This is a genomic window from Flavobacterium sp. (assembly GCF_049240005.1).
In the GTDB taxonomy this organism is placed as follows: domain Bacteria; phylum Bacteroidota; class Bacteroidia; order Flavobacteriales; family Flavobacteriaceae; genus Flavobacterium.
Genome location: NZ_JBMLTK010000003.1, coordinates 1 through 25,886, shown reverse-complemented (window position 1 = coordinate 25,886; position 25,886 = coordinate 1). Strand labels below are relative to the sequence as shown.

General features: G+C 41.6%; 27 protein-coding genes. 15 read left to right on the top strand and 12 right to left on the bottom strand.

Going from position 1 to position 25,886, the window contains the following annotated elements:
- Positions 1 to 8 precede the first annotated feature (8 nt).
- Positions 9 to 317 carry a hypothetical protein gene (locus ACOVQQ_RS00215; protein ID WP_421816428.1) on the top strand — a complete coding sequence of 103 codons (309 nt, stop codon included), beginning with the start codon at positions 9 to 11 and terminating at the stop codon, positions 315 to 317.
- 550 nt (positions 318 to 867) lie between these two features.
- Here ACOVQQ_RS00215 and glgB read toward each other — a convergent pair.
- From glgB to ACOVQQ_RS00200, 3 genes are read right to left on the bottom strand one after another with little or no spacing between them, the layout of a single operon-like run.
- The gene (gene glgB / locus ACOVQQ_RS00210) at positions 868 to 2,775 is read right to left on the bottom strand and encodes a 1,4-alpha-glucan branching protein GlgB (RefSeq protein ID WP_421816427.1); all 1,908 of its coding nucleotides are present in this window, start codon (positions 2,773 to 2,775) and stop codon (positions 868 to 870) included.
- A 6-nt stretch (positions 2,776 to 2,781) separates the two neighbouring features.
- Positions 2,782 to 4,416 (bottom strand): maltokinase N-terminal cap-like domain-containing protein, encoded by a 1,635-nt coding sequence (locus tag ACOVQQ_RS00205; RefSeq protein WP_421816426.1) that lies wholly within the window; start codon positions 4,414 to 4,416, stop codon positions 2,782 to 2,784.
- Between the two features lie 2 nt (positions 4,417 to 4,418).
- Positions 4,419 to 6,350 carry an alpha-1,4-glucan--maltose-1-phosphate maltosyltransferase gene (locus ACOVQQ_RS00200; protein WP_421816425.1) on the bottom strand — a complete coding sequence of 644 codons (1,932 nt, stop codon included), beginning with the start codon at positions 6,348 to 6,350 and terminating at the stop codon, positions 4,419 to 4,421.
- Positions 6,351 to 6,535: 185 nt separating this feature from the next.
- Here ACOVQQ_RS00200 and ACOVQQ_RS00195 point away from each other — a divergent pair, with 185 nt between their 5' ends.
- Genes ACOVQQ_RS00195 through ACOVQQ_RS00180 form a run of 4 tightly spaced genes read left to right on the top strand, consistent with a single transcriptional unit; the run spans position 6,536 to position 8,423 of the window.
- Complete coding sequence (locus ACOVQQ_RS00195) at positions 6,536 to 7,294, top strand: alpha/beta fold hydrolase (protein ID WP_421816424.1); 759 nt, start codon at positions 6,536 to 6,538, stop codon at positions 7,292 to 7,294.
- Positions 7,295 to 7,304: 10 nt separating this feature from the next.
- Complete coding sequence (msrB, locus tag ACOVQQ_RS00190; protein ID WP_421816423.1) at positions 7,305 to 7,808, top strand: peptide-methionine (R)-S-oxide reductase MsrB; 504 nt, start codon at positions 7,305 to 7,307, stop codon at positions 7,806 to 7,808.
- Positions 7,805 to 8,197 (top strand): peptide-methionine (R)-S-oxide reductase MsrB, encoded by a 393-nt coding sequence (msrB, locus tag ACOVQQ_RS00185; RefSeq protein WP_421816422.1) that lies wholly within the window; start codon positions 7,805 to 7,807, stop codon positions 8,195 to 8,197. The genes msrB (ACOVQQ_RS00190) and msrB (ACOVQQ_RS00185) overlap by 4 nt, the downstream gene beginning before the upstream one ends.
- A gap of 58 nt (positions 8,198 to 8,255) precedes the next feature.
- Entirely contained in the window at positions 8,256 to 8,423 is a 168-nt protein-coding gene (locus tag ACOVQQ_RS00180; protein ID WP_421816421.1) for a hypothetical protein, read from the top strand.
- Positions 8,424 to 8,805: 382 nt separating this feature from the next.
- Here ACOVQQ_RS00180 and ACOVQQ_RS00175 read toward each other — a convergent pair whose 3' ends face one another.
- The 3 genes from ACOVQQ_RS00175 to ACOVQQ_RS00165 form a co-directional block, all read right to left on the bottom strand.
- Entirely contained in the window at positions 8,806 to 9,009 is a 204-nt protein-coding gene (locus tag ACOVQQ_RS00175; protein ID WP_421816420.1) for a hypothetical protein, read from the bottom strand.
- 17 nt (positions 9,010 to 9,026) lie between these two features.
- A complete protein-coding gene (locus ACOVQQ_RS00170) occupies positions 9,027 to 10,067 on the bottom strand; it encodes a PLP-dependent cysteine synthase family protein (RefSeq protein WP_094485462.1) in 1,041 nt (346 codons plus the stop codon).
- Between the two features lie 81 nt (positions 10,068 to 10,148).
- Positions 10,149 to 12,200 carry a S9 family peptidase gene (locus tag ACOVQQ_RS00165; protein ID WP_421816419.1) on the bottom strand — a complete coding sequence of 684 codons (2,052 nt, stop codon included), beginning with the start codon at positions 12,198 to 12,200 and terminating at the stop codon, positions 10,149 to 10,151.
- 140 nt (positions 12,201 to 12,340) lie between these two features.
- Between ACOVQQ_RS00165 and ACOVQQ_RS00160 the strand changes: the two genes are divergently transcribed.
- Positions 12,341 to 12,667 carry a YbaB/EbfC family nucleoid-associated protein gene (locus ACOVQQ_RS00160; protein ID WP_094485460.1) on the top strand — a complete coding sequence of 109 codons (327 nt, stop codon included), beginning with the start codon at positions 12,341 to 12,343 and terminating at the stop codon, positions 12,665 to 12,667.
- A 25-nt stretch (positions 12,668 to 12,692) separates the two neighbouring features.
- On the top strand, positions 12,693 to 13,304 hold the full coding sequence (locus ACOVQQ_RS00155) for a hypothetical protein (protein WP_421816418.1): 612 nt from the start codon (positions 12,693 to 12,695) through the stop codon (positions 13,302 to 13,304).
- Positions 13,305 to 13,393: 89 nt separating this feature from the next.
- Here ACOVQQ_RS00155 and ACOVQQ_RS00150 read toward each other — a convergent pair whose 3' ends face one another.
- Genes ACOVQQ_RS00150 through ACOVQQ_RS00140 form a run of 3 tightly spaced genes read right to left on the bottom strand, consistent with a single transcriptional unit; the run spans position 13,394 to position 14,603 of the window.
- A complete protein-coding gene (locus ACOVQQ_RS00150; protein ID WP_094485458.1) occupies positions 13,394 to 13,651 on the bottom strand; it encodes a DUF6952 family protein in 258 nt (85 codons plus the stop codon).
- Positions 13,648 to 13,965 carry a thioredoxin family protein gene (locus tag ACOVQQ_RS00145; protein ID WP_094485457.1) on the bottom strand — a complete coding sequence of 106 codons (318 nt, stop codon included), beginning with the start codon at positions 13,963 to 13,965 and terminating at the stop codon, positions 13,648 to 13,650. Before ACOVQQ_RS00145 ends, ACOVQQ_RS00150 begins: the two co-directional genes overlap by 4 nt.
- 2 nt (positions 13,966 to 13,967) lie before the next feature.
- Positions 13,968 to 14,603: a peroxiredoxin gene (locus ACOVQQ_RS00140; RefSeq protein ID WP_094485456.1), complete on the bottom strand. Its 636-nt coding sequence runs from the start codon at positions 14,601 to 14,603 to the stop codon at positions 13,968 to 13,970.
- A gap of 343 nt (positions 14,604 to 14,946) precedes the next feature.
- Between ACOVQQ_RS00140 and ACOVQQ_RS00135 the strand changes: the two genes are divergently transcribed.
- The 4 genes from ACOVQQ_RS00135 to ACOVQQ_RS00120 are packed head-to-tail and all read left to right on the top strand — an operon-like array spanning position 14,947 to position 19,346.
- Positions 14,947 to 16,611: an amino acid permease gene (locus ACOVQQ_RS00135; protein WP_421816417.1), complete on the top strand. Its 1,665-nt coding sequence runs from the start codon at positions 14,947 to 14,949 to the stop codon at positions 16,609 to 16,611.
- Positions 16,612 to 16,613: 2 nt separating this feature from the next.
- A complete protein-coding gene (locus ACOVQQ_RS00130; RefSeq protein ID WP_421816416.1) occupies positions 16,614 to 17,063 on the top strand; it encodes a hypothetical protein in 450 nt (149 codons plus the stop codon).
- A complete protein-coding gene (locus ACOVQQ_RS00125) occupies positions 17,053 to 18,357 on the top strand; it encodes an MFS transporter (RefSeq protein WP_421816415.1) in 1,305 nt (434 codons plus the stop codon). The genes ACOVQQ_RS00130 and ACOVQQ_RS00125 overlap by 11 nt, the downstream gene beginning before the upstream one ends.
- A 38-nt stretch (positions 18,358 to 18,395) precedes the next feature.
- Positions 18,396 to 19,346 (top strand): DUF6252 family protein, encoded by a 951-nt coding sequence (locus ACOVQQ_RS00120; protein WP_094485452.1) that lies wholly within the window; start codon positions 18,396 to 18,398, stop codon positions 19,344 to 19,346.
- Between the two features lie 10 nt (positions 19,347 to 19,356).
- On the opposite strand, the gene ACOVQQ_RS00115 is transcribed toward ACOVQQ_RS00120, so the two are convergent.
- A complete protein-coding gene (locus ACOVQQ_RS00115; protein WP_094485451.1) occupies positions 19,357 to 19,536 on the bottom strand; it encodes a hypothetical protein in 180 nt (59 codons plus the stop codon).
- Positions 19,537 to 19,665: 129 nt separating this feature from the next.
- Between ACOVQQ_RS00115 and lon the strand changes: the two genes are divergently transcribed.
- From lon to cmk, 3 genes are all read left to right on the top strand, one after another.
- Positions 19,666 to 22,125 (top strand): endopeptidase La, encoded by a 2,460-nt coding sequence (gene lon / locus ACOVQQ_RS00110; RefSeq protein ID WP_421816414.1) that lies wholly within the window; start codon positions 19,666 to 19,668, stop codon positions 22,123 to 22,125.
- A 191-nt stretch (positions 22,126 to 22,316) separates the two neighbouring features.
- Positions 22,317 to 23,342: a type IX secretion system protein PorQ gene (gene porQ, locus ACOVQQ_RS00105; RefSeq protein ID WP_421816413.1), complete on the top strand. Its 1,026-nt coding sequence runs from the start codon at positions 22,317 to 22,319 to the stop codon at positions 23,340 to 23,342.
- The gene (cmk, locus tag ACOVQQ_RS00100; RefSeq protein ID WP_421816412.1) at positions 23,342 to 24,031 is read left to right on the top strand and encodes a (d)CMP kinase; all 690 of its coding nucleotides are present in this window, start codon (positions 23,342 to 23,344) and stop codon (positions 24,029 to 24,031) included. Before porQ ends, cmk begins: the two co-directional genes overlap by 1 nt.
- 23 nt (positions 24,032 to 24,054) lie before the next feature.
- Here the strand turns inward: cmk and ACOVQQ_RS00095 are convergent, their stop codons facing one another.
- Both ACOVQQ_RS00095 and ACOVQQ_RS00090 read right to left on the bottom strand, forming a co-directional pair.
- A complete protein-coding gene (locus ACOVQQ_RS00095) occupies positions 24,055 to 24,681 on the bottom strand; it encodes an NADPH-dependent F420 reductase (protein WP_421816411.1) in 627 nt (208 codons plus the stop codon).
- A gap of 6 nt (positions 24,682 to 24,687) precedes the next feature.
- On the bottom strand, positions 24,688 to 25,467 hold the full coding sequence (locus ACOVQQ_RS00090; RefSeq protein ID WP_421816410.1) for a type 1 glutamine amidotransferase domain-containing protein: 780 nt from the start codon (positions 25,465 to 25,467) through the stop codon (positions 24,688 to 24,690).
- A gap of 96 nt (positions 25,468 to 25,563) precedes the next feature.
- Between ACOVQQ_RS00090 and ACOVQQ_RS00085 the strand changes: the two genes are divergently transcribed.
- The coding region (locus ACOVQQ_RS00085; protein WP_421816409.1) for a winged helix-turn-helix transcriptional regulator at positions 25,564 to 25,886 on the top strand (323 nt) is incomplete at its 3' end.

The following is a 25,886-nucleotide window of genomic DNA, read 5'->3' as shown; positions in this document are numbered from 1 at the left end:
CGTTTTTTTTGGGCGCGCCGGCAAACGAGTCGTCGCTGCGCAAAAGTTGTGCACGCCGTCACGTGTTCCGCTTTATCTTTTTTGCCAAAACAGTAGTGGAAGTACCTAAGCGCAAAAAAGGATATCGCTGCACCCGTTCGCGCGGGAAAGCTGTACAAGTTAAAAAATGGAAAAAATGGAAAGAATGGAAAAAAGGGTGGAAGGCGAATCCCGATCGCTATCGGGACTATCTTCTAAATAAGCCTTCGACCCGCTCACGTACCAGCATTTTAAGCGCACAGAAAACACTGAACCTCACAGATTATTTCGGAATGTAGAACCGTTGAGGAAAACACAGAACGTGTTAAGCCAACAAAAAAATGCACTAACCTTCGACATGCTCAGGCACCAACGATTCGTGGGTTCGGGCGGGACAAAACGATACGTTAAGTGGTGAACTCGACGAAGTCTTTCCCGATAGCTATCGGGACTTAAATCTTAATACTAAAAAAGTCTTTGCGCTCAGCCTTCGACAGGCTCAGGCGTCTACGATCCGCGGCTTAAAGCGGAATAATGAAACATGAAGTTGCGAAATCAACTATTCGGATTGCAGCTTGAATACGTGTTCCAACCAACGAAGGTCGGCTGGCGAATCTCAATTCTGGGCACAGTTTGTTTTGCGTTAGGGATAGCAGCAGAAATGAAAGTGTGCCGTGGGCAGTTTTTGCAGCGGTGAAGCGGCGACCCAAGAAGCCGATTTACAGCTTGAAAAAACGCCCAAAAGGCGCACTTGAATTGCCGCGAATAGCCCGACGGCGCCGGAGGCACGACCCGCCGGAACGCTCAAAAACTCATTAACGTGAATTCGATTTTTATATCGAACGCAGCTTATTTACTTATTTTAAAAACGGCGACTCCCAAGGGTGGTAAGTTTACCGCAGCCGACTGTGCGCGACCGTCCCAAGCTTGATCGTCGATTTTTATGGCTTTGTCGTTTACTACGCCGCTACCGCCGTACGCCAATTGATCGGAATTGAAAAGCTCCTTTAGCTTTCCTTTCGCGGGAACGCCAATGCGGTAACCAGGCCGTACGACTGGAGTCATGTTGCAGACAATCACCAAATCATCTTTAGCATTTTCGCCTTTACGGATGTACGACAAAACTGCATTTTGATGATCGGAGTAGTTTATCCACTCAAATCCTTCGGGGCTAAACTGCTTTTCGTGCAGTGCTGGCTCCGACTTGTAGAGTTTATTTAGTGCAGTAATGGTAGCTTTTATGCCGCTGTGGTAGCCAAATTGCAGCAAATGCCAGTCTAAACTTCCTTCGAAATTCCACTCGGAACTTTGTCCGAATTCGGCGCCCATAAACAATAATTTTGTTCCCGGATGCGTAAACATATAGCCGTACAACAAGCGTAAATTTGCAAAACGCTGCCACTCGTCGCCAACCATACGTCCTAAAATAGAGTGCTTTCCGTACACCACTTCGTCGTGCGAAAGCGGCAACATAAAGTTCTCTGAAAACGCATACGTCATGGAAAACGTTAGATCGTTCTGATGGTATTTTCGATACACGGTTTCCTTTTTGAAATACTGCAGAGTGTCGTGCATCCAGCCCATCATCCACTTCATACCAAAGCCGAGACCGCCGGCAAAAGTAGGGCGACTCACCATTGGAAACGACGTACTTTCTTCGGCTATCGTTTGAACTCCGTCGAAATTTGAGTACACGGCTTCGTTAAAATCTTTCAAAAAGCTGATGGTTTCGAGGTTTTCGCGTCCGCCAAAAATGTTGGGTTCCCATTCGCCGTCTTTTCGGGAATAATCGAGATAAAGCATCGAGGCAACGGCATCCACGCGGAGTCCGTCGACATGAAACTGCTGTAACCAGAAAATGGCGTTGCTTATTAAAAACGAGCGTACTTCGTTGCGTCCGTAGTTGAACACCAAGCTTTTCCAATCTGGATGATAGCCTTTTCGGCGGTCGGGATGTTCGTATAAATTCGAGCCATCGAAAAATCCGAGACCGTGGGCGTCGTCGGGAAAGTGCGAGGGCACCCAATCGAGTATTACACCAATTCCTGCTTGGTGTAATTTATCAACTAAAAGTGCAAATTGGTCTGGATTTCCGAATCGCGATGTTGGCGCGAAATAGCCTACCAATTGATAACCCCAAGACGGATCGTATGGATATTCCATAACCGGCATGAATTCGACATGCGTAAATCCGGTTTCGAGAACGTATTCTACAAGCTGATCGCCTAATTCTTGGTAATTCAGGAATTTTCTGCCATCTCCAGGTCGGCGCCACGAGCCCAAATGCACTTCGTACACCGAAAACGGCTGGTTAAGTTGGTTGACTTTTGCACGTTTTTTCATCCAGGCATCGTCTTTCCACTTGTAATTGTGCTTCCATACTATGGATGCGGTATTGGGTGGCATTTCACAATAAAACGCAAACGGATCGGCTTTTTCGGTTATGAGTCCGTTATGCGACTGGATTTTGAATTTATAGCGCGTTCCGGCTTTTACGTTTGGAATGAATCCTTCCCAAATACCTGATGAATCCCAGCGAACGAAAAGTTGATTTTCGCCTTGAACCCAATAATTGAAGTCGCCAATGACCGAAACAGTTCGCGCACTTGGCGCCCAAACGGCAAAGTAAACGCCTTCGACGCCATCGACAGTTAGCGGATGTGCTCCCAATTTTTCGTACAACTGAAAATGTTTTCCGGCCTTGAATAAATCGATGTCGAAGTCTGTAAATAGGGAAAAAGCTCGTGTTTGGTTCATAGTTTGTTAGTTGTTAAAATGCATAATACTAGCAATTCCGCTAAGTGGAATCACAGCCCAGCGCGGACGCGAGTTGAGTTCGTAACCCAGTTCGTAGACCGCTTTTTCGAGTATGCAGTATTTTAGAAGGAAGTCGATTTCTTTTTTATAGCCGATATTTAAATTACCCGCTTGTGCCACTTCGGTGTAGGTTTGTAAAAATACGCCTACAAAGTAGTTGAAGAGCACTTCGCCGGCTTGGAAAAGCTCTTCTTGTGAGTACGGATATTTGTCTTTGTTGTTGAAAATTGTGGCGTAAATCGCGTAGTGAAAAGATCGAAACATACCTGCAACGTCTTTTAACGGTGGTTGTTTTACCTTACGATCGCGGATGGTGCTTTCTGGTTCGCCTTCAAAATCAAGTAAATAGAAGTCTTCGCCGTTTACCAACACCTGACCCAAATGGTAATCGCCGTGAATACGAATGCGTTCCGATTTCATTTTCGTCCAATCGAAATCTAAAAATACCTTACGGATTTCCTTTTTGTTATCGAGAAACTGATTGGCCAATTCGAGCGCCAAGCCGTCGAGTTTGTGCAAATTGTTCTCTAATATATTTAATCGGTTTTGGAACTGATATGTGAGGCGGTTTTTGAGCCATACGGTATAATCGCCGTTATACGTGGTAGGAGTAAAAGCGGTATCGTGGATATCGCCGCCAAGTGCAATGTGCATTTCGGCAGTTCGTGTGGCTAGTGTGTGAATGCGAAGGAAAATGGATAATCCTGCCCAATCGATGATTTCATGGGGAACTTCGTTAATTTTCAATCGTTTGAAAAGTTCTATTTCCGGAAGTTTCGCTGTTTTGATTTTGCGAATCGCCAAATTGGAGAAAATACGATCGCATTCATCTAACATAAATTGCCAAGCATCACCTTGATTTGGAACTAATTCTTGCATGAGTCCTAAGGTGATGTTGCCTTCAATCAAGCCAACACTGATAGAGCCGTAGTATGCAGGCGAACTCTTGAAATCCATGCGTTCGGTAAGAAAACGACTGATTTCATAATCTGGATTTGTACTGATGTAAATACGTCGAAAAATCTTCAGAACCAATTTGTTGTTAAAGATGATTGAGGTGTTCGATTGTTCGACGCCCATAAAGCGCGACGACTCGTAGGCGGCTTCTTCTAACTTTTCGCCACGATGGAATTTAACCTTAGACGATTCTTTATCTTTACCAATTAAAATTCTGTCGAAAAGTAATTTACGGAAGTCTTCTTGATGTAACGCATCAACTAAAAATCCCTCCAAGCCATTCATTTTTACGGGCGCGATTATGGTGCTGGTATCCAATTCTTCGGCAGCCATAAACGAAATAGGCATGAAATAATGCTGGTAGAATGCTTCCTTAAAGTTAACCTCTAACAATACGCCGTAGTACGTGTTCTTCTTGCTCGTTATTTTAAAGTGCTCGACTACTTCGATATACTTCAACGTACTTGCTTTTCCGCCGTACCAACGTTTATTGATGATGTAATTTTCGAGAATATCAGACGAAAATACTTTGACAAATTCGGCATCTTCAAAAGCTGTTTTCCAGTCGGTTTTGAAAACAAACGGATTTTGATATTCTTCCAGATTGAGTTTGCTTTCGCTCATGGTTATGCGATTTTAAACAAATGAAAAGGCAATTCGGGTTTCAATTCCACAAAATTCCATTCTTTATCCCACCAATAGGTATTTCCTGTGATTTGATCGGTGAGTTGCAACGGATTACTTCCGATTTTTTCTATCGGAATGCGCACGCTGGTTTGAATCGGAAACTGATCGTTCAAGCTAACAATCATTAAAGTGCGGTCAGAGAAATTGTCGTTATACTTAATGTACGCCATTACGCTGTCGCTGCCGGTATCGCAGAAAATTATGTTATTGGTTTGTTGTAGCGATTCGTGTGCACGACGTAGGAAGTTTAAACGCGTGATCAACATAATCAGTTTGTTTTTGTGGTTCCAATCCCAGTGATACACTTCGTATTTTTCGGAATTTAGATATTCTTCTTTGCCGGCTGCCATAGGTGTGGAAACCATATATTCGAAAACCGGACCGTAAATGCCCACGCTCGAACTCAACGTAGCTGCTAAGAAATAGCGTTGTAAATGTTTGCTTTCGTTGGCAAATTGCAGGCCAAACGGATTGATATCGGGTGTATTTGGCCAAAAATTCGGACGGTAAAATTCCTTCTGTTCGGTTTGAGTAAGTTCTTCAACGTATTGTTGCAATTCTTGTTTGGTGTTACGCCAAGTAAAATAGGTGTACGACTGTGTAAACCCTTGTTTTGCTAGCTCGTTCATGATTTTCGGACGCGTGAAAGCCTCTGAAAGGAACAATACATCAGGATGTTTTTTCTTTATTTCAGAAATTAACCAACCCCAGAAATAGAACGGTTTTGTATGTGGGTTATCCACGCGGAATACTTTGATGTCGCATTCTTCAATCCAAAACAGCGCTGTCGATAAAAGTTCGTTCCACAAATTCTCCCAATCGGCAGATTCGAAATAGATTGGTTGAATATCTTGATATTTCTTTGGAGGATTTTCTGCATACTGTACAGTTCCGTCCGGACGCCATTTAAACCATTCTTTATGTTCTTTGACCCAAGGATGGTCGGGAGCTGCTTGCAAGGCGTAATCCATGGCTAATTCGATTCCGAGAGCTTTCGCGGCTTGCACGAGCGCTTTGAAATCGTCGATAGTTCCTAAATCGGGATGCGTGGCTTTATGACCGCCGTATTGAGAACCGATGCCCCAAGGAGAACCCACATCGCCTGGTTCGGCATTCGTTGCATTATTTTTTCCTTTACGGTTTACTTCGCCAATCGGATGAATAGGAGGGAAGTACAAGGTATCGAATCCCATTTCGGCGACGCGCGGCAGCAATCGTTCACAATCTTTAAATGTTCCGTGTTTGCCTGGCTCTTGTGAGGCTGAACGCGGAAAAAATTCGTACCACGTACTGAACAGAGCTTTCTTACGATCAACATAGGCTTGTAATTCGGCTGATGTATTGGCAAGGAAACGTTCGGGGTATTTTTTGAAAATAGCGGTTAGTTCGGGCGACATTGCGTGTTGAATCGCTTCGTGATAGTCTTTTTCAGACTTAAAAATCTTTTCGACTTCTTTTAAATATACTTTTTCTTCTTTGGTAGCTTGTTTTTGAATGGCTTTCACATATTCGGCGCCTTCGAGTAATTCGGATTTTACGTGTTGCGAATCGTGAATTTTACGTTCGGTTCCATGTTGCCAGTTGAGTGCATAATCGACCCAACCTTCGATTTGATAGGTGTAGAAACCCTGTTTTTCAACTTGAAACGTAGCTTCATAGCCGTCGTTTTGTGTAGGTTTCATGCGTACTTCCGACCAATTTTTATCGGACTCGTGTTTGTATTTTAATGCAACTTCGATCAAATCGTGACCGTCGCCAAAAACATCAGCGGTTACGTGAATGTATTGCCCAACAATGCGTTTGATGGCAAATGCCCCGTTGTCGAGTTGTGGTTTTACGTTTTCAATGATAATTCGGGTTTGATTGCGCATTTTGTGTTTTTTTTATGACACGGAAATTTAGCAAAAATTCGATAATGCGGTAACTTGCGTGAAGTTTTGCGAAAAAAGCAAAGAATTTCACTAAACGTATTTTTGCATTGAAAATTCCCATAGCCATAAGGCGTTCCGCCAAATTATTAGCAGTTATTTCACCGAAATTGGCAACTCGATTTGCAGTGAAATTATTCATTAGTCCGCTCCGACACGACATTCCCAAACGAGAACTCGACTACGACCGAAAGACTACGCACCAACGTATTTATATAGATGCCATTCAAAAAGAAATCGAAGTGTACCTTTACGGAAGCGGTTCGCAAACGATTCTGATTTCGCACGGTTGGAGTGGTCGCGGTACTCAATTGTTTAAAATTGCCGAACGTTTGACAAAAATGGGTTTTCGAGTGGTAAGCTTCGATGGTCCGTCGCACGGCAGATCGACCGGGAAAACGACACTAATGATTGAATTTATTGCGAGTATTTTGCAGTTGCAGAAAGAATTCGGTGGTTTTTACGCTGCCGTTGGGCATTCTTTGGGCGGTATGTCTATTTTAAACGCTGCCGTTCGCGGTTTGGAAGTGGAAAAATTGGTAACGATTGGTGCGGGCGATGTTATTTACGACATCATATTGGATTTTGTGAAGCAGCTCGGACTCGACGAAAGTTATGCCAAGCGTATGCAAAATTATTTTGAAAAGAAATACCAGATGAAGATGCACGATTTATCGGCTTCGGTGGCAGCGGCAGGAGTAAAACAGCCAACGCTGATTGTGCACGATAAGCAAGACGATGATGTTCCGGTAACTTGTGCATACGCTATTGCAGAAAAGTTAGAAAACGGAACCCTGCTAATTACCGAGCGTTTGGGACATCGCAAGATTTTAGGTGATACCGACGTTATCAACCAAATAGCCGATTTTTTACGTATAGATAACTAAAAGACTTTTTATGAAAAGATTCATTTTAATGTTTGTATTGCTGTTTCAACTGACCGCCTGCAACGGTCAAAACAAAACTGCTGTAAAAGAAGAGCCGGCAGTTGATGCAAAGTCTGAATTGCCAAAAACCGACGATGAATGGCAGAAAGTACTAACTCCTGAACAATACGAGGTTTTACGCGAGAAAGGCACCGAGCGCCCGTTCACAGGTGTGTATGTTGATCATTTTGAAAAAGGACATTACGCTTGTGCAGCATGCGGAAATGTCTTGTTTACATCCGATTCGAAGTTTAAAAGCGATTGCGGATGGCCTTCGTTTGATCAAGCGATTAAAGGCAGTGTGAAATACACACAAGACAATAGTTTCGGAATGGTGCGCACTGAAGTTACCTGCGCGAAGTGCGACGGACATTTAGGACACGTTTTCGACGACGGACCGACCGACACAACAGGTAAACGCTTTTGCACAAACTCGATTTCTATAACATTTGTACCTGAAAAAAAACAGCGATGAGTTATCCAATAAATAAAACCGAACAAGAATGGCTCGCGGAATTGGGCCCCGAGCGCTACAAAATCTTAAGAGGAAAAGAAACGGAGTTTCCGCACAGTGGCAAGTACAATTTGCATTTTGAATCGGGGACGTATGTTTGCGGAGCTTGTAAAACGCCTTTGTTTGAAAGTGCATCGAAGTTTAACGCGCATTGCGGCTGGCCGTCGTTTGATGCGTCGATTCCAGGTAAGGTGGCGTATGTAGAGGATCGTTCGCATGGGATGATACGCACGGAAATTCTTTGTGCGAGTTGTGGTTCGCATTTAGGACACGTATTTGATGACGGACCGACTGAAACCGGAACGCGTTATTGTGTGAATTCGTTGAGTGTAGATTTTATGGGTGAGTGATTCATTTAAGTTAAAATTGGACTGATATTATCTTTAATTTTAATGTAAAGATTACATAATGAACGTATTAGTAGATAAATCCTCATCTGAAGAGCTGGCAAAGCTCTTAATCGACAAATTAAAAGAGTCTCCCAAAAAAGGAAAACTTGTTAAGCATTTTGGCAAGCTAAAACGAAATATTGACGGATTAAAGTATCAATTAGCGACAAGAAGCGCTGAAGCTTGATTTTGTAGCAGATACTAACTTTTTTATCTACGTGCTTGAGGGAAGCACTAATGGCTAAGCTTTTTTACAATATAATTTTGGTTTATCTTTTATTACTAAAATCGAATTGCTAGGATTCCCTAAGCTAACAAGAGCTGATGAATTAAAGCTTAAAAGTATTGTAAATGAATGTTTTACATTGATTATAGCTAAAAGATCAAGTAGGAAACAATAAATTCTAAAACGATTATACAATCTTAAAACTTGCAAATGCAATTATTGCTGCGAGTTCAGTTATTTATGAAGTCCCTCCAGTAACTGTGGATAAAGCTTTTAGTAAGATAAATGAAGTGGATTTGATTATAATAGCGTTTTAGAATAGCATTGGTGTAAATATCTATTATTAACGCTTTCTTGCGTGAGTGATTGCACCGGAAATCCTGCTTTTTGTATGGGATTTTGGAAGGGCAAAAAGCAGATTGTAGGGGAAAGCACGACGGCAAAGTAGCTGATTTTCCACTGAACGTTTTGCTTTGCCGGCACGCCCAAATAAAAAGAAATCGAAAAGGAAAAACATAAAAAAAGTCGCAATTACTGCGACTTTCATTTTTTTATAGCTGAAGCTTATTTAATGAATTCGATTTTCTGAACTTCTTCGGCATTTACGCTATCGAAGAAACCTTGATCGCTCATCCATTCGTCGCTGAACACTTTGCTCATGTAACGCGATCCGTGATCTGGGAAAATTACAACTACATTACTGTTTTCGTTGAATTCGCCTTCTTCGGCGTATTGTTTAACGGCTTGCATCACGGCTCCGCTGGTATAGCCAACAAACAAACCTTCTTGCTTGGCGATTTCGCGGGTCATGTGTGCACTTTCCTCATCGGTTACTTTCATGAAATGATCGATAGAATCGAAATCGGTTGCCGTTGGGATTAAGTTTTTACCAAGACCTTCGATGCGGTACGGATAAATTTCGTTTGGATCGAGTTCTTTCGTTTCGTGGTATTTCTTCAGTACCGAGCCAAAAGCGTCGACACCTAAAATGCGGATATTTGGGTTCTTTTCCTTCAGGAATTTAGCAGCTCCGGAGATGGTTCCGCCGGTTCCGCTACAAGCAACGAGATGCGTAATTTTGCCGCTGGTTTGTTCCCAGATTTCAGGGCCAGTAGATTTATAATGCGCGTCGATGTTGAGTTGATTGAAGTACTGATTGATATAAATACTTCCTTTAGTTTCTTGGTGTAGGCGTTTAGCGACGTTATAGTATGAGCGCTCATCGTCGGCAGATACGTGTGCAGGGCAAACGTAAACTTTGGCGCCGAGGCTTCGCAACATATCTATTTTATCGCGAGACGATTTTGAGGAAACGGCTAGTATACAATTATACCCTTTGATGATGGAAACCATCGCCAAACTAAAGCCTGTATTTCCCGAGGTAGTTTCGATTATCGTATCACCTGGCGAAAGTATTCCTTGTCGTTCGGCTTCTTCGATAATATAAAGGGCGATGCGATCTTTGGTAGAATGACCGGGGTTAAAAGCTTCGACCTTTGCGTAAAAATTACCTGTAAAAGACTTTGTTAATTTATTCAGCTTAATAAGTGGGGTATTTCCTATTAAACTCAATACGTTATCGTAAGCTTTTATGTCTTCTTTCATAAATTATAATTCAAAATAACCGGAAATCATGTCAAAAAACCAGTCTTGAAAACATCTGCAAATGTAGCAAAATTATTTATCCTAATTTCTTATTCCTTCTAAATCTAACAAAAATGCGAATTCTCGAGCAACCTCTTTAAGTGCTTCGTATCTTCCCGAGGCTCCACCGTGTCCTGCATCCATGTTGGTGTAAAAGTATAACTTGTTTTGATTGGTTTTCAATTTTCTTAATTTGGCAACCCATTTCGCTGGTTCAAAGTACTGAACTTGCGAATCGTGAAGTCCGGTTGTAATCAACATATTTGGGTATGCTTTTGCAGAAACATTGTCGTACGGCGAGTACGATTTCATGTAATCGTAGTACTTCTTTTTATTCGGATTTCCCCACTCGTCGTATTCTCCTGTTGTCAATGGTATCGAGTCGTCGAGCATGGTTGTTACCACGTCAACAAAAGGAACTTGTGCGATTACTCCGTTATACAATTCCCCAGCCATATTCACGATTGCTCCCATGAGTAATCCGCCGGCGCTACCACCTTCGGCATAAAGGTGTTGTGGTGAAGTATATTTTTGCGTTATCAAAAAATTACTACACGCGATAAAATCGGTAAAGGTATTTTTCTTCTTGAGTAACTTTCCGTTTTCGTACCATTCTCTACCTAAATCTTCGCCTCCGCGGATGTGCGCAATAGCGTAGATAAATCCGCGATCGAGTAAACTGAGTCGAACCGTAGAAAAATACGGATCTAACGTAACGCCATACGAGCCGTATGCATAGAGCAAGGTAGGATTAGAGCCGTCTTTTTTCAGATTTTTAGCGTATACCATCGAAATAGGCACCTGAGTTCCGTCGGTTGCGGTAGCCCAAACACGTTCTTCGATGTAGTTGTTTTTATCGAAATTTCCGCCTTGCACTTCTTGCTCTTTAAGCACGGTACTTTGTTTGGTTTCCATGTTAAATTCGATTACCGAAGGCGGTGTAAGCATCGATTGATAACTGTATCGCAGCAACGGCGTATCGAAATCGATGTTTGTTGTCGTGTACGCCGAATAAGTTTCCGATTTGAATGGTAGATAATAATCGGCTTTTTTTGTCTGTCCTAAAACTCGAATTTGCGTTAATCCGTTCGAACGTTCCGAAATTACCAAGAAGTCTTTAAATACATCGATGCCTTCGAGAAGCACGTTATTTCGGTGTGCAATAAATTCTTTCCAATAATTTGATCCGGTTTCATCTACCGAACACATCATCAGTTTAAAGTTGGTTGCTTTATCTTTATTGGTGAGAATATAAAATGTATTGTTAAAATGTGAAATCGAGTATTCGACACCTCGTTTGCGTTTCTGGAAGATTTTGAATTTTCCATCTGGATTATCTGCGCGAAGCAAACGATACTCGGTAGTTAAGGTACTGGAAGAAATGATGTAAATGAACTCTTTAGACTTTGATTTCTCGATACTTACATCGAAAGTTTCGTCTTTTTCTTCGTAAATGAGTGCAGCAGAATCGGTTTGACTCCCGCGCACGTATTTCCAAATTTTATCTGAACGCAAAGTAACGCTGTCTTTGGTCGTGTAGAATAATGTCTTAGAATCGGCCGCCCAGACGACTTCCGGATTTACATTTTTGATTTCGTCGGCTAAAATTTCTCCCGTTTCTAAATTTTTGATGCGGAGTGTGTATATGCGTCGGCCAACCACATCTAAACAAAAAGCCGCGTATTTATTGTCGGGTGAAATACTTACGCCGGATAACGAAAAGTACGAGTACCCTTCGGCCATTTGATTGCAATCGAACAGAATTTCTTCAGCGGCAGTTAACGATTCTTTTTTACGAGCATAAATCGGATAGTTCTTTCCTTTTTCAGTGCGCGTAATGTAGTAGTAGCCGTTAAATTTGTAGGGAACCGACTGGTCGTCTTCTTTGATGCGCGATTTCATTTCCTCGAAAAGACGTACTTGGAAGTCTTTTGTGTGCGCAGTTTCATTTTCGAAGTACGCGTTTTCTTTATTTAAATAATCAATTACTTCCGGATTTTCTCGGTCGTTTAACCAATAGTACGGGTCGATTCGGACGTCTTTGTGTTTTTCTAATGTAAATGGAATTTCTTTAGCTACAGGCGGTTGACTCATTTTTATGGGTTTGTTTTCTTGTGCAAAATTGGATGTAAAACAGCTTATCAAAAATAAACAGCTTATCGAAAGTTCTTGTTGCATAGTGTGCGATTAAGACTGCTGCAATTTAGTACATTTGCCCTTTAAAATTAACGATTATGTTTGGCGATTTAATGGGAATGATGGGTAAATTGAAAGAAACCCAAGATAGAATGGAAAAGGCGAAAGCCGATTTAAAATTGTTCGAAGTTTCGGAGGTTGCTGCCGATGGTGCTTTACAAGTAGTAGTTACTGGCGCCGGATCGATTAAAAATATTTCTATTTCAGAAGATCTTTTAGCGGACAAAGAAATTGTAGAAGATTTACTGGTAGTAACTTTAAACAAGGCACTTGCGGTGGCTAAAACACATGAATCTAAAGTATTGGAAGAGGTTGCGAAAGTAGATATGCCGATGCTGCCTGGGATGGACCAGCTGTTTAAATAAAAAGTACAGTTGCAATTTAAAACTAATGAAATTTGCTGTATTTTACCCAAAACCAGGTTTTCGATGGACAAACAATAAAGTTGTTTTTTTAGGCTCAGTTGTGGTTTTACCCTTGTTTGCTCATTCGCAAGAATGGGGATATTACTGCCGTTACATCATGACTTTTTTGATTGTGATTTGGTTTTTTTGGGTGTTATACGTTCTGGTAATGTCGTTTTTCGAAGTCGAGAAGCTCAAAGGTATTTTATCGGGGTTTATAATTTTTGAAAAGGATTTTATTGAAGTTGAAGAAGAACGATACGAGCTGGAATCCATAAAGCGAATAGAGTTACAGGTCAGCGATTATTATGGGAAATTAATGAATGATGATCGACATATTCTTAATGCTAAACTTTCAACAGGCACGGCAAATACGCTAAAATTAGTTTTTCATTCGGGTGATTTTCTTCAGAAAAATTTTGAAATCATCGCGCAATACGACATGTATTCAATTAAATACACGTTGATTCATTATTATTTATTGAAAAAAATATCTTTCACCGATTTAGCTCTGGCACTTGAAGATACGAGCGACTATGACCAGCAAGAACTTCGCAAAGAAATTGAGCGCGTGAGTCGATTACAAAACAAGACTTAAGAAATTTTGTTCGCGCTCAAAACAAAAAAGCCCCGAACAAATTCGAGGCATTTCTGAAAAAAAAAATCTAAAATCTAAAAACTCCAAAATTATTTATCGATCGAGCCGAGTACTCGACTCATGAAGCTATTTAAAGCTTCTTTGCGATCAACGCCGGATTTAACCAATGCATCTACTTCTAAAGCGCCGTACATATTGGAAATCAGTTCTCCAATTACATCGAGTTCTTCGTCTTTTAAACTCGGAACTTCTGTTAGGTTCTCCAAAACTTCGATTGCTTCTACGACGTAATCGCGATCGTTATCTTCAATAAATTGTGTCAGGTGTTTTATGACGGGTAGTTTCATGAGGCAACCGAAATTTCATTAACTAAGTTCGTCAATCCTTCTACTTTATTGGTTTGAATCTGATCGACCAATTTGCCATCTACGAAAGTGGCAAAAGTGGGTAAATTAGAAACGTTTGCTAGTTTTCGGCTTTCGGGAAACTTCTCGGCATCTACGATCGCAAAAACTTTGTCGGTGTGCTGTTCCGACATCACTTTGAACTTCGGTTTCATGATGCGACAGTTTCCGCACCAGCTCGCCGAGTATTGCACAACTACTTTCGCATTTTGTGCAACAAGTTCGGATAAATTATCTGCTGTTAATTCTACTAACATGATTAGTGACTTAAATATGACGCAACGCCTTCACGAGTCGCGTGCATCGCTTCTTTGCCTTCTTCCCAGTTTGCCGGACAAACTTCTCCGAATTTTTGAACGTGTGCGTAAGCGTCGATTAAGCGTAAATACTCTTTTACATTTCTTCCTACAGGCATATCGTTAACCGATTCGTGGAATACTTTTCCAGTTTCGTCGATCAAGTAAGTTGCACGGAACGTTACGTTTGAACCTTCAATGATTACTGAATCAACTTCTTCGTTGTATTCGCTAGATTCGATATCGAGAATACCTAAAATGCTTGATAAGTTGCGCGCAGTGTCGGCCAAAATTGGATAAGTAACTCCTTCTATACCGCCGTTTTCTTTTGAAGTATTCAACCACGCAAAGTGAACTTCGTTGGTATCACACGACGCACCAATTACAGTAGTGTTGCGCGACTCAAATTCTTGCAAAGCAGCTTGAAATGCATGTAATTCAGTAGGACATACAAATGTAAAATCCTTTGGATACCAGAATAACAATACTTTCTTGTTGTTGTTTACCGCTTCTTCGAAAACGTTGATCTTCATGTTATCACCCATGAAAGAGATCGCATCAACTGCTAAACTTGGAAATTTTTTACCTACTAATGACATATAAATGATGGTTTAATTTTCTATGGCAAAAGTACGGCGTTTATTGCTATTCAATATAGATGTTTATGATATAAAATTATGTAGCTATAAGGTTTAGCTATAAACTTGACTGCGACGCCTTCAACAGCTACCAAAATTTTTAAAACAAATACTTCACAAATGAAACATGATTTTAGGTAAAACGTGCAACGATATCAATGCTTTAAAATGAGGTAGTTGAGAATACAAACAGGTATTTAAATCACATAATCAATTGGTTACAGGTTTAACGCGCGCTTCCAAAAATTATCTGACAAACAGAGGTATTTAGCTATATTTGTTTTCTAACCGTAAACCAAAATCGATGTCTTTTAAGTCTTTATTTCGAAAGAAACCGCTCGCAGCAGCACAAGATAATACCGACGATTCGCACCACAGCGGCTTAAATCGCGTTTTAACTGTTAAAGACTTAACCTTCTTCGGAATCGCGGCCATTATAGGTGGTGGCACCTTTAGCGCCATTGGAAATGCGTGCTTTAGCGGTGGTCCGGGTGTTGTTTTGCTGTACGTTATTTGCGCTATTGCCTGTGGCTTTACAGCGATGTGCTACGCGGAATTTGCGAGTCGAGTTCCCGTTTCTGGATCGGCATATACGTACGCGTACGTATCTTTTGGAGAACTTTTCGCGTGGATTATCGGCTGGGCTTTACTGATGGAATATTCCATTGGTAATATTTATATCGCATTTTCGTGGAGCGGATACTTCACTAATTTATTGAGTAGTTTCGGACTTCATATTCCAGAATACTTAACCATAAATTACCATGCCGCACATTTAGCATTCACCGAAAATAAAGTAGGTGAGGGGCTTACCGCATGGAACACCGCTCCCGTTATCGGTGGCCTGCGCATCATTTTCGACTTACCTGCTGTAGTTATTAATGTTATTATAACGGCTTTGGTATATATTGGCACTAAAGAATCAAAGAACTTCAGCAATTTGATGGTATACATTAAGTTGGCCATAATTGTTTTGGTAATTATCGTAGGCGCTTGGTATATCGACATCGACAATTGGACGCCTTTTATGCCTAACGGTTTTGGTGGCGTTATGGCTGGCGTTTCGGCAGTTTTCTTTGCTTATATTGGCTTTGATGCCGTTTCGACTTTAGCTGAAGAAAGTAAGAATCCGCAACGCGATTTACCGCGCGGTATGATTTATTCGCTGGTGGCATGCACGGTTATTTACATCATTTTGGCATTGGTTATTACTGGGATGGTAAGCTACACCCAACTTGGTGTAAGCGATCCACTCGCGGAAATTTTCGCACTCAAAGGCGTTAAATGGATGTTGTTTATCGTTTCAATTGCCGCAGTAGTTGCGATGACTAGCGTAATGCTTGTATTTCAAATGGGGCAACCGAGAATCTGGATGACCATGTCGCGCGATGGCCTAATGCCGAAAAAGTTTGCCGAAGTACATCCCAAACATAAAACACCGGGATTTGCGACATTAATTACTGGTTTGGTAGTAGGAGTTCCAATTTTCTTTACCGACGAGAATTTTGTACTCGATTTTACTAGTATCGGAACTTTGTTTGCTTTCGTACTTGTGTGCGGCGGCGTATTAATGCTTTCGCCACAAAGCAAAGAAGAACTCGAAGCACGTGCCGGCAAATTCAAAATTCCATACATCAACTCCAAGTACATTTACCCGATTTTTATGATCGCTGTGCTAATCGGATTGCAGCTGCTACTTCCCGATTTTTACGCCGATACGTTTAATCTAGCAGAAGCAGCCGATACGAAAATTCCGATGGTAGTTTTCTTGCTATTCACGGTTGTCATGATGCCTATTGCCTTTACCAAAAATTTATCCTTGATTCCGCTACTTGGCTTACTTTCATGTTGTTACCTGCTTACGGGTATGTCGGCAACAAACTGGACCTGGTTTGGAATTTGGTTGTTAGTCGGATTGGTGATTTATTTCCTTTACGGCTACAGAAAAAGCAACTTATCAAAATCGTAGGTATGATTTATTCATATACAAAACCTAAGCACGGCATTACAAACGTACTAGCAATTTTATTATTCGTTAACTTTTTTCTGCGCTTTAGCGAAGGTTTTAGTTGGAGATCTATTTTGTATTTTGCAATTGCCGTGGTCTTACTTACTTCCGAAGGTGTACAACTCGACGTGGTTAAAAAGCGCTATCGCAAAACCATTGCCATTTCAAGCTTTCATTTCGGAAAGTGGCATTCGTTAGTAAACGTAGAAAAAGTGATTATCGAATCGGCTAAAAATTTGGCAAACCGCGGCGAACATAAAGTTAACGATTTGTTAGTGCAAGTATCTTTCGACAATCAAATTTTACGAGTATATTCCACCGTAAATCACAGCTATGCACACAATACTGCGGCCGAAATTTCGACCGCGCTAAACGTAAGTATAGTTGATAAAACCACTGAAAATGTCATTTGAAAAAGGTTCGAAATCAGTTCTTAACGCTTGGGCATTTTACGATTGGGCAAATTCGGTATATGCGCTAGTTATTACCTCATCGATTTTTCCGCTCTTTTACGGAGCGTTGTTTCGACTTGCCCACAAAGACGGCATCGAAGTAGGCGGAGAAGTTATTAAGTCGGAATCGATTATCTCGTACGTTACCGCTGTTGGATTTTTGATTGTAGCGTTTATTTCCCCGATTTTGTCGGGAATCGCCGATTATCTCGGAAATAAGAAATTCTTCCTAAAACTGTTTTGTGGCATCGGTTCAGTTTCGTGTATGCTACTCTACTTTTTTTCGCTCGAGCATGCCTTCCTCGGACTTTTAACCTATATGTTTGCACTCATTGGCTTTTGGGGAAGTTTAGTTTTTTACAACTCGTATCTGCCCGACATCGCACTCGAATCGCAGCAAGATAAAATTAGTGCTAAAGGTTATTCTTTAGGTTACATAGGAAGTGTTATCTTGTTGCTAATCAATTTATTCATGGTTCTCAAGTACGACATTTTCGGCTTTGAAAATGAACTAGCTGCTATGCGCGTATCGTTCTTATTGGTTGGTATTTGGTGGCTCGGATTTGCTCAAGTTGCTTACCGCAAACTACCCGATTTTTCTAATAAGAAAAAACTTATCAAATCAGTAGTTTTTTCCGGTTTTAAAGAACTCCGGAAAGTGTGGCAACAATTGCAAACCAAACACAAACTCAAAAAGTATTTGTTTGCTTTCTTCGTCTATTCTATGGGTGTTCAAACGGTTATGATTGCTGCGGCCTATTTCGGAGAAAAGGAAATCGATTGGGGATCAGATAGCAAGCGTACATTCGGTTTGATCACTACAATTCTTCTCATTCAAATAATTGCAGTTGCCGGAGCGGTCCTCACCGCACGTGCTTCCAAGAGATTCGGTAATATTCCGACGCTTATCGGCATAAACGTTTTTTGGTTGGTGCTCTGCAGCGCCGTTTATTTCGTAAAAACACCAAACGAGTTTTACATTGTTGCCGCTTTCGTTGGCTTGGTTATGGGCGGAATCCAATCCCTTTCACGGTCAACCTATTCTAAATTACTTCCTCAAACCGAAGATACTACGTCCTACTTTAGCTTCTACGACGTAGCCGAGAAAATAGGTATTGTAATCGGTATGTTTATGTACGGTTTTGTTGCCGATCAAACCGGCCGCGTACAAAACGCAATCTTATTTTTAATTGTCTTTTTCCTCATCGGAATCGTAATTTTAACATTCGCGAACCGAGAAAAAAGAACAATTTAATTCCTTAATATTGCGTTATTATTTTATAGCACAATTTTATGAAAAAGCTTTTGCTTATCACTTTCACCCTCGTCGCTCTGCTCGGTTGTGAAACCGAACCTATCGATCCCGCAATTCTCGATAATCTAACACAACAGTCGTTCCAAGTAAACGTTGATGGCGAGTTATTCACATCCAGTGATGCTACCGCAGTCATCTCAAACGGCCAGATTGCAATTTTCGCAGGTTCTGATACTTCCGATGCTACTATTTCCATAAATGTTGCATCTACACAAACAGGCTCATTTACTAACGAAGTTTTTGCTACGTACGCACCAACAAACGATGTCGCGTTTGTCTTCACCAATATAGAGCAAACACCAAACGGACCCCAACCAAACGGTGTTTTTAAGATTCTTAGCATCAATCAAAACACACAGATGATTAGCGGAACTTTCGAATTTATCGCTCACTCGAACGATGTCGACAATCCGGGCGACGAGTTCCAACCTAAATCATTAACCTCTGGAGTATTCAATATTCCTTACACTACAGGCAGCAATGGGCCAAGCAGCGGAACCTTTTCTGCAAAATTAGATGGCTCGCTTTTTACGGCTTCAAGCATCATTGCAACCTTAGAAAACGGCTTATCATCCACTGTACCCAAGCGTTTGCGTATTATTGGCATGGGCGATAACAAATCAATGGCATTAGATTTCGATGACAACGCAAGTTCATTTACCTTCCCAATATCGGGCATCGAAGCTTCTATCTTGTACACACCATTAATCACGAGCCCCAGCGGAGTTTTCAGTAGTATAAATCCATTTAATCCTTCGGCTGTTGTGGGCAACATAACGATCTCGTCACACGATGTCGTCGCAAATAAAATTTCGGGTACGTTCCAAATTAAACTCTTTAAAATGGATCTTACCGGAGCCATAGTCGGTTCCATGGACGTTACCGAAGGCGTCTTCAACAACGTCACTTACATCGATAATACCGATTAATTTTTGGCAGCTATTCCGGCTTTACACTACAAAGCCGCAGCAAAAACGCTTGTTTTGCCCCGTGCAGCACCAGGCTTCCTTCGGTCGCCACTGCCTTCGGCAAAACAGGCGTTTTGGCTTTACGGGTTTTTCGCTTCAATCCGGGCTGGGCAGTCGTTTCCAAAAAATCGTCGTAAATTGGCACAATCATTGCCCTTTTCGCAATGAAAACATCGATAGATATTCGATAGTTAACACTAAATCAATATTATAAGCCTCCGATTGTTTGTTGCGAATTTTCGTTCCATAACAATCGCTGACAAAATGACGTTATTTTTATATGCCAAATCACAAAATCCTAAGTATTGACAATTTGTCACTGAGCGATCTCGATTCGCAATCCGAATTGATTCCGCTGCTTTCTCCCGAAGATGAAGAAGAAATGTCCAGAGAAGTACTTCCGGCCGAAGTTCCTATTCTTCCTTTGCGAAACACCGTATTGTTTCCCGGCGTAGTTATTCCTATTACCGCCGGACGCGATAAATCCATAAAACTCATCAACGACGCAAATGCTAACGGAAAAGTTATAGGTGTTGTTAGTCAAATTAACGAAGACGACGACGATCCGGCGCCAGCCGACATTCATAAAATTGGAACTGTAGCCCGAATTTTGCGCGTTTTACGTATGCCCGACGGTAACGTAACCGTAATCCTGCAAGGAAAAAAGCGCTTTGAAATCGACGCCATTACGCAGGATAATCCGTACATGATGGCTACCATCAAAGAATATCCGGAAACCAAACCCAAAAAAGGCGATAAAGAATTTTCGGCTTTAATCGATTCGTTGCGGGAATTAGCTACACAAATCATACTCGAAAGTCCGAGCATTCCAACCGAAGCTACTTTCGCCATAAAAAATATCGAATCGCAATCGTTTTTGGTCAATTTCATTTCGTCAAACATGAACCTGACCGTTAAAGAAAAGCAACAACTTTTGGTTATAAACGACCTAAAAGAACGCGCTTTCGAAACGCTGCGCTTTCTAAATCTCGAGTACCAACGTCTTGAACTTCGAAACGATATTCAAAGCAAAGTGCGTTCCGACATGGATCAGCAACAGCGCGAGTACTTTCTGCATCAGCAACTCAAAACCATACAGGAAGAATTGGGCGGGGGTGCACACGACAAGGAAATCGAAGAAATGCGCAACAAAGCCCGCGAGAAAAAGTGGGACGAAAAAACGGCTGTACACTTCGAAAAAGAGCTAAACCGCTTGCAACGCATGAATCCGCAATCACCCGATTTCGGTATTCAACGAAACTATCTTGAATTACTTATCGAATTGCCTTGGAACGAATTTTCTCAAGATAAGTTCGACCTACACGCGGCACAGAAAATTCTCGATAAAGAACACTTTGGTTTGGAAGACGTTAAAAAGCGCGTCATCGAACATCTCGCAGTATTGAAATTGCGTAACGATATGAAATCGCCGATACTTTGCTTAACCGGACCTCCAGGCGTAGGGAAAACCTCGATAGGAAAGTCTATTGCACAGGCATTAGGTCGCCAATACGTACGCATTTCGTTAGGTGGTTTGCGCGACGAGGCCGAAATTCGCGGTCATCGAAAAACGTACATTGGCGCAATGCCCGGTCGGATCATTCAAAGTTTGAAAAAGGCGGGAACATCCAACCCCGTATTTGTGCTCGATGAAATCGATAAATTATCGAATAGCCACCAAGGCGACCCATCGTCGGCTTTACTCGAAGTACTCGATCCGGAACAAAACAGTGAGTTTTATGACAATTTTGTTGAATTGGGTTACGACCTATCGAAAGTCATGTTCATTGCCACATCCAACACCTTACAAACCATACAACCCGCCTTGCGCGATCGTATGGAAATCATCAAGATGTCGGGTTACACGATCGAAGAAAAAATCGAAATCGCTAAACGTCATTTGTTTCCAAAACAATTGGCGGCGCACGGATTAACGAGTAAACAACTCACGATTGGCAAAAAACAAATCGAAAAAATTGTAGAAGGCTACACTCGCGAATCGGGTGTTCGTGGCTTGGAAAATAAAATTGCACAGGTAATTCGTTCTGCGGCAAAATCAATTGCTATGGAAGAGCCGTACAACCAAAAAATTACCGACGAAGACATCGTAAAAGCGCTGGGAGCACCGCGTTTAGAGCGCAGCAAAGCCGAGGATAATGATACCGCAGGTGTGGTAACGGGCTTGGCGTGGACCAGCGTTGGCGGCGATATTCTCTTCATAGAATCGTTAGTTACAAAAGGAAATGGAAAATTAACGATGACAGGAAATTTGGGTTCGGTGATGAAAGAATCGGCAACAATTGCCTTGGAGTTCATTAAATCGAACGCGCAAATGTTGGGAATCAACCCGGAAGTATTATCTCAAAATAACATTCATATTCACGTCCCAGAAGGCGCTACACCTAAAGACGGCCCAAGTGCAGGTATCGCCATGCTTACCTCGATGGTTTCGGTATTTACACAACAAAAAGTGATGAAAAGCCTAGCTATGACTGGCGAAATAACACTTCGTGGAAAAGTGTTGCCTGTTGGAGGTATTAAAGAAAAAATCTTAGCAGCGAAGCGTGCCAACATCAAAGACATTATTCTTTGTATTGATAACAAGCAGGATGTAGATGAGATAAATCAGACGTATTTGGCGGGATTAAATTTTCACTACGTTAAAGAAATGCACGAAGTTGTTGCCTTGGCCGTAACCGACAAGAAGGTTAAAAATCCTAAAAATCTGATTTACAGTTAATCGATTTAGCTTTTGCGATTTTCGTAAGCCAAAAATCGGTGAGTTGCAGAAGTAAATTACTTGTAGCTATGTTGACAGATTTGTCGTAACTCTTCGAGCAAAAATAATATCTTCGCAACTTCGTTATACTAAGTATAGCAACCAGCGAATTCGTTGCTGTATCTGCTGTTTCGATGGCTTGAACTTTTACTATGACTAAAAACGCTTGCTTATTTTTTCTGCTTTTTCAAGCTGTAGCTTTCGGACAAATAGGAGGGCGAGCGGTCTATCAGTTTTTGGGATTAACAACATCCGCACGACAATCGGCTTTGGGCGGAAAAGTAATTACCATTCGCGACCAAGACGTAAATTCTGCACATTTTAATCCCGCAGTGATTAACGAAGAAATGGACCAACGTTTGGCCATGAACTACGGTAATTTATTTGGAGAAGTGGCATACGGAACGGCAGCTTATGCCTATACATACGACCGCCACGTGCAAACTTTCTATGCAGGAATGAATTACATCAACTACGGCAATTTTGAAGGTTACGACGAGAATGGCGTAAGAACAGCCGATTTTACCGGTAGTGAAGCTTCGCTCAGTTTTGGTTATGCTTACAATGTTCCGTTTACCGAACTGTATATTGGTGCCAATGCTAAGCTCATAACATCAACTTTAGAATCGTACAACAGTATTGGCGGCGCTGTAGATATTGGAGCCATTTATATCGATGAAGATAACGACATAAATTACGCGCTGGTGTTACGAAATATGGGCACGCAGTTTACTACATATGCCGGCGAACGCGAGCCTCTTCCATTCGAAATCATTGCTGGAATTTCGCAAGAACTTGAAAATGTTCCCATCCGTTGGCACTTAACGCTCGAAAATTTACAACAATGGCAGGTAGCTTTTTCGAATCCAGCTCGAGCTGAAGGAAATCTCGATGGCGGAAGTACACCCGAGAAAGTCTCATTTTTTAACAACGCACTGCGTCACGTGATTTTGGGAGCTGAACTTTTTCCTCAGAAAGGTTTTAACATACGCTTAGGGTATAATTTCCGGCGTGCCGAAGAATTGCGCTTATTGGAACAACGCAATTTCTCTGGACTTTCCGTTGGATTTGGTTTGCGTATGGGTCGATTAAAAATCGATTATTCCTACGCACGTTATACTTTGGCAGCAAACAGTTCTCTTTTTGGCCTAACGATTAATCTCGGAGAAGAATTCTAATGAAAAAGAAAATCATCATTGCAATCGACGGACATTCCTCAACGGGAAAAAGTACCATGGCGAAACAACTTGCCAAAGAATTGGGCTACGTGTATGTAGACACGGGTGCTATGTATCGTGCGGTGGCATTGTTTGCGATGAAACACGGTTTTATCAAGTCTGATTTTTTCGACAAACAAGCTTTGATAAATGCCTTAGATCAGCTTTCGTTAAGCTTTATCTTTAATGAAACGCGCGGATTTGCTGAAATGTATCTGAATAACGAGAATGTCGAAGACCAAATTCGTACACTCGAAGTAAGTGCACAAGTAAGTGTGGTAGCAGCCGTTTCGGAAGTACGCCGATTACTCGTTGCCCAACAGCAAAAAATGGGCGAAGAGAAAGGAATTGTCATGGATGGCCGGGACATTGGAACGGTGGTATTTCCGAATGCAGAGTTGAAGCTATTTGTAACAGCCTCGGCGGAAATTCGTGCAAAACGCCGCTACGACGAACTACTGGCAAAAGGAGAAATAGTAAGCTACGACGAGATTTTTCAAAATGTAGTCGAGCGCGACCGTATCGACAGCAGTAGAAGTGATTCGCCTTTAGTTAAAGCTGCCGACGCGATAGAGATTGATAATTCAAATCTATCGCGCGAACAACAATTTGAACTTATTCTTAAACTCGCCCACGAACGTATTGGCTAGTATTCCGTACGAATTTGTGATAGTTACTTTTCGAGCTTAGCCCAAACAAAATTTGGGTGATGTTTATCTCGTCGTACCATTTTTACCCACAAAAGAGTTAGGTGTTCAAGATGTAGAGCTTGATCGATATTTCCTGTGTCGAAAGCTTCGAAGCCAAGATCTGTGCATAATTCGGTTACTTTTTGTTTGGCAGTTTTATCATTGCCAGCTAACAGCATTACGGGCTTTACATTATAGTTCGAGTACGTACTATTGGCAAAGTTCTCAAATCCGTAAATGGTAAATGCCTTAACTACTTGTGCAGTAGGCCCCCATTGCTGTACCTTTTCGCCTCCAGATATTTCGCTTTGTAAGCCATGGGTGATTCCGGGTCCGACTGGGTTTGTGCAATCGATTAAGGTTTTTCCGGCAAAGTGTACATTTTTTAGTATTTCTTGGTTTGCAGAAAACGGCGTTGCCAAGAATACGACTTCCGCATAATTAATTGCATTTTGGATTTCCATAACAGATAACTGCGGGTTATTGTCAACGGCTTTTTGTACCGAATCTGTTATCTCATTTGCAGCAATAACAACATCATGTCCCGCTTTTTGCAACCGGTTAGCTAATGCAAAGCCTACATTTCCGATTCCGATAAAGGCTAATTTCATTTTTAATTAGTTTGTTGATTTTGATTGATTAAGAAGTTCTACAACTAGCATTGCAGCTGCTGCACCGCTGTTTTGCTGCTGACCCGTGATTAGATTTCCGTCGGCGATGGCGTACGAACTAAATGGCGCGGCCACTTTAAACGTCGTTTCAGCTATTTTTCGCGCATCGGATTCAATGCGATAAGGTTGAATTCTCATTCCAACTGCTTGATCTGCATAATCTTCTTCTGCATCAGCAAATCCAGTCCACGATAGCCCCGTAACTAATAAATCGCCATTCGATTTTCGAGCTTCAAGTAGTAGTGTAGTTGCATGACAAACGGCCGCTGCTGGTTTTCCGCTTTCGTAGAAGGCGACAAACAGTTTTTCTAAATCGCGGTTATTTCGAAAAGTGTACATAGGACCTTGGCCGCCCACAAGAAAAATGCCGTCGTAATCGTTGGGATTAACTTCGGTGATTGATTTGGTGTTAGTAAGCAGAGCGCTGAATGTTTCTTTTTGTAGAAAGCCTAACGTGATTATATCGTGTGCTGCATATCCACTGGCGTCGGTAGGGTTGGAGTAAGTATCCATTTCTAGGAATCCGCCTTTTGTTGAAGCTAATTCGATCTCGTATCCTGCTTCCTGAAATACGTGTAAAGGATGCGTTAATTCGGCGGCCCAAAACCCGATGGGCCAACCTGTTTGTTCGCTAATTGATGGCGAGCTCGCAACCATGAGAATTTTACCTTGGGATGGTGCACCGTGATAATGCACGTATTTATATACCTCTTTTTGGAATTTCATTTTATATTTTATTGTGATTAGGAAACAAAGTTAGAGTCTATTTATATGGTTAGTAACGACTACGTATATTTGTAAGTAACTAACAAAGATGTAAGTATGCCTGATTTTATCAAAGACAATCACTTGTATCACAATCCGGTGGAGTTTGCACTGAGTAAAATAGGAGGAACCTATAAAATGCCCATTTTATGGCGGTTAAAAGACAAAAAGTGGCGTTTTAGCGAGTTGCAGCGCAGTTTGGCACATGCCTCCGATCGGATGCTTTCTAAAGCGTTGAAGGAGTTAGTAGCCGACGGATTTATAACAAAAGAAGTTTTTGCCGAAGTGCCGCCTCGTGTAGAGTATTCGATTACAGAACGGGGATTAAAGTCGGTCGCAATAATTGATGCTTTACGACAATATGGATTTGAATTGATGCG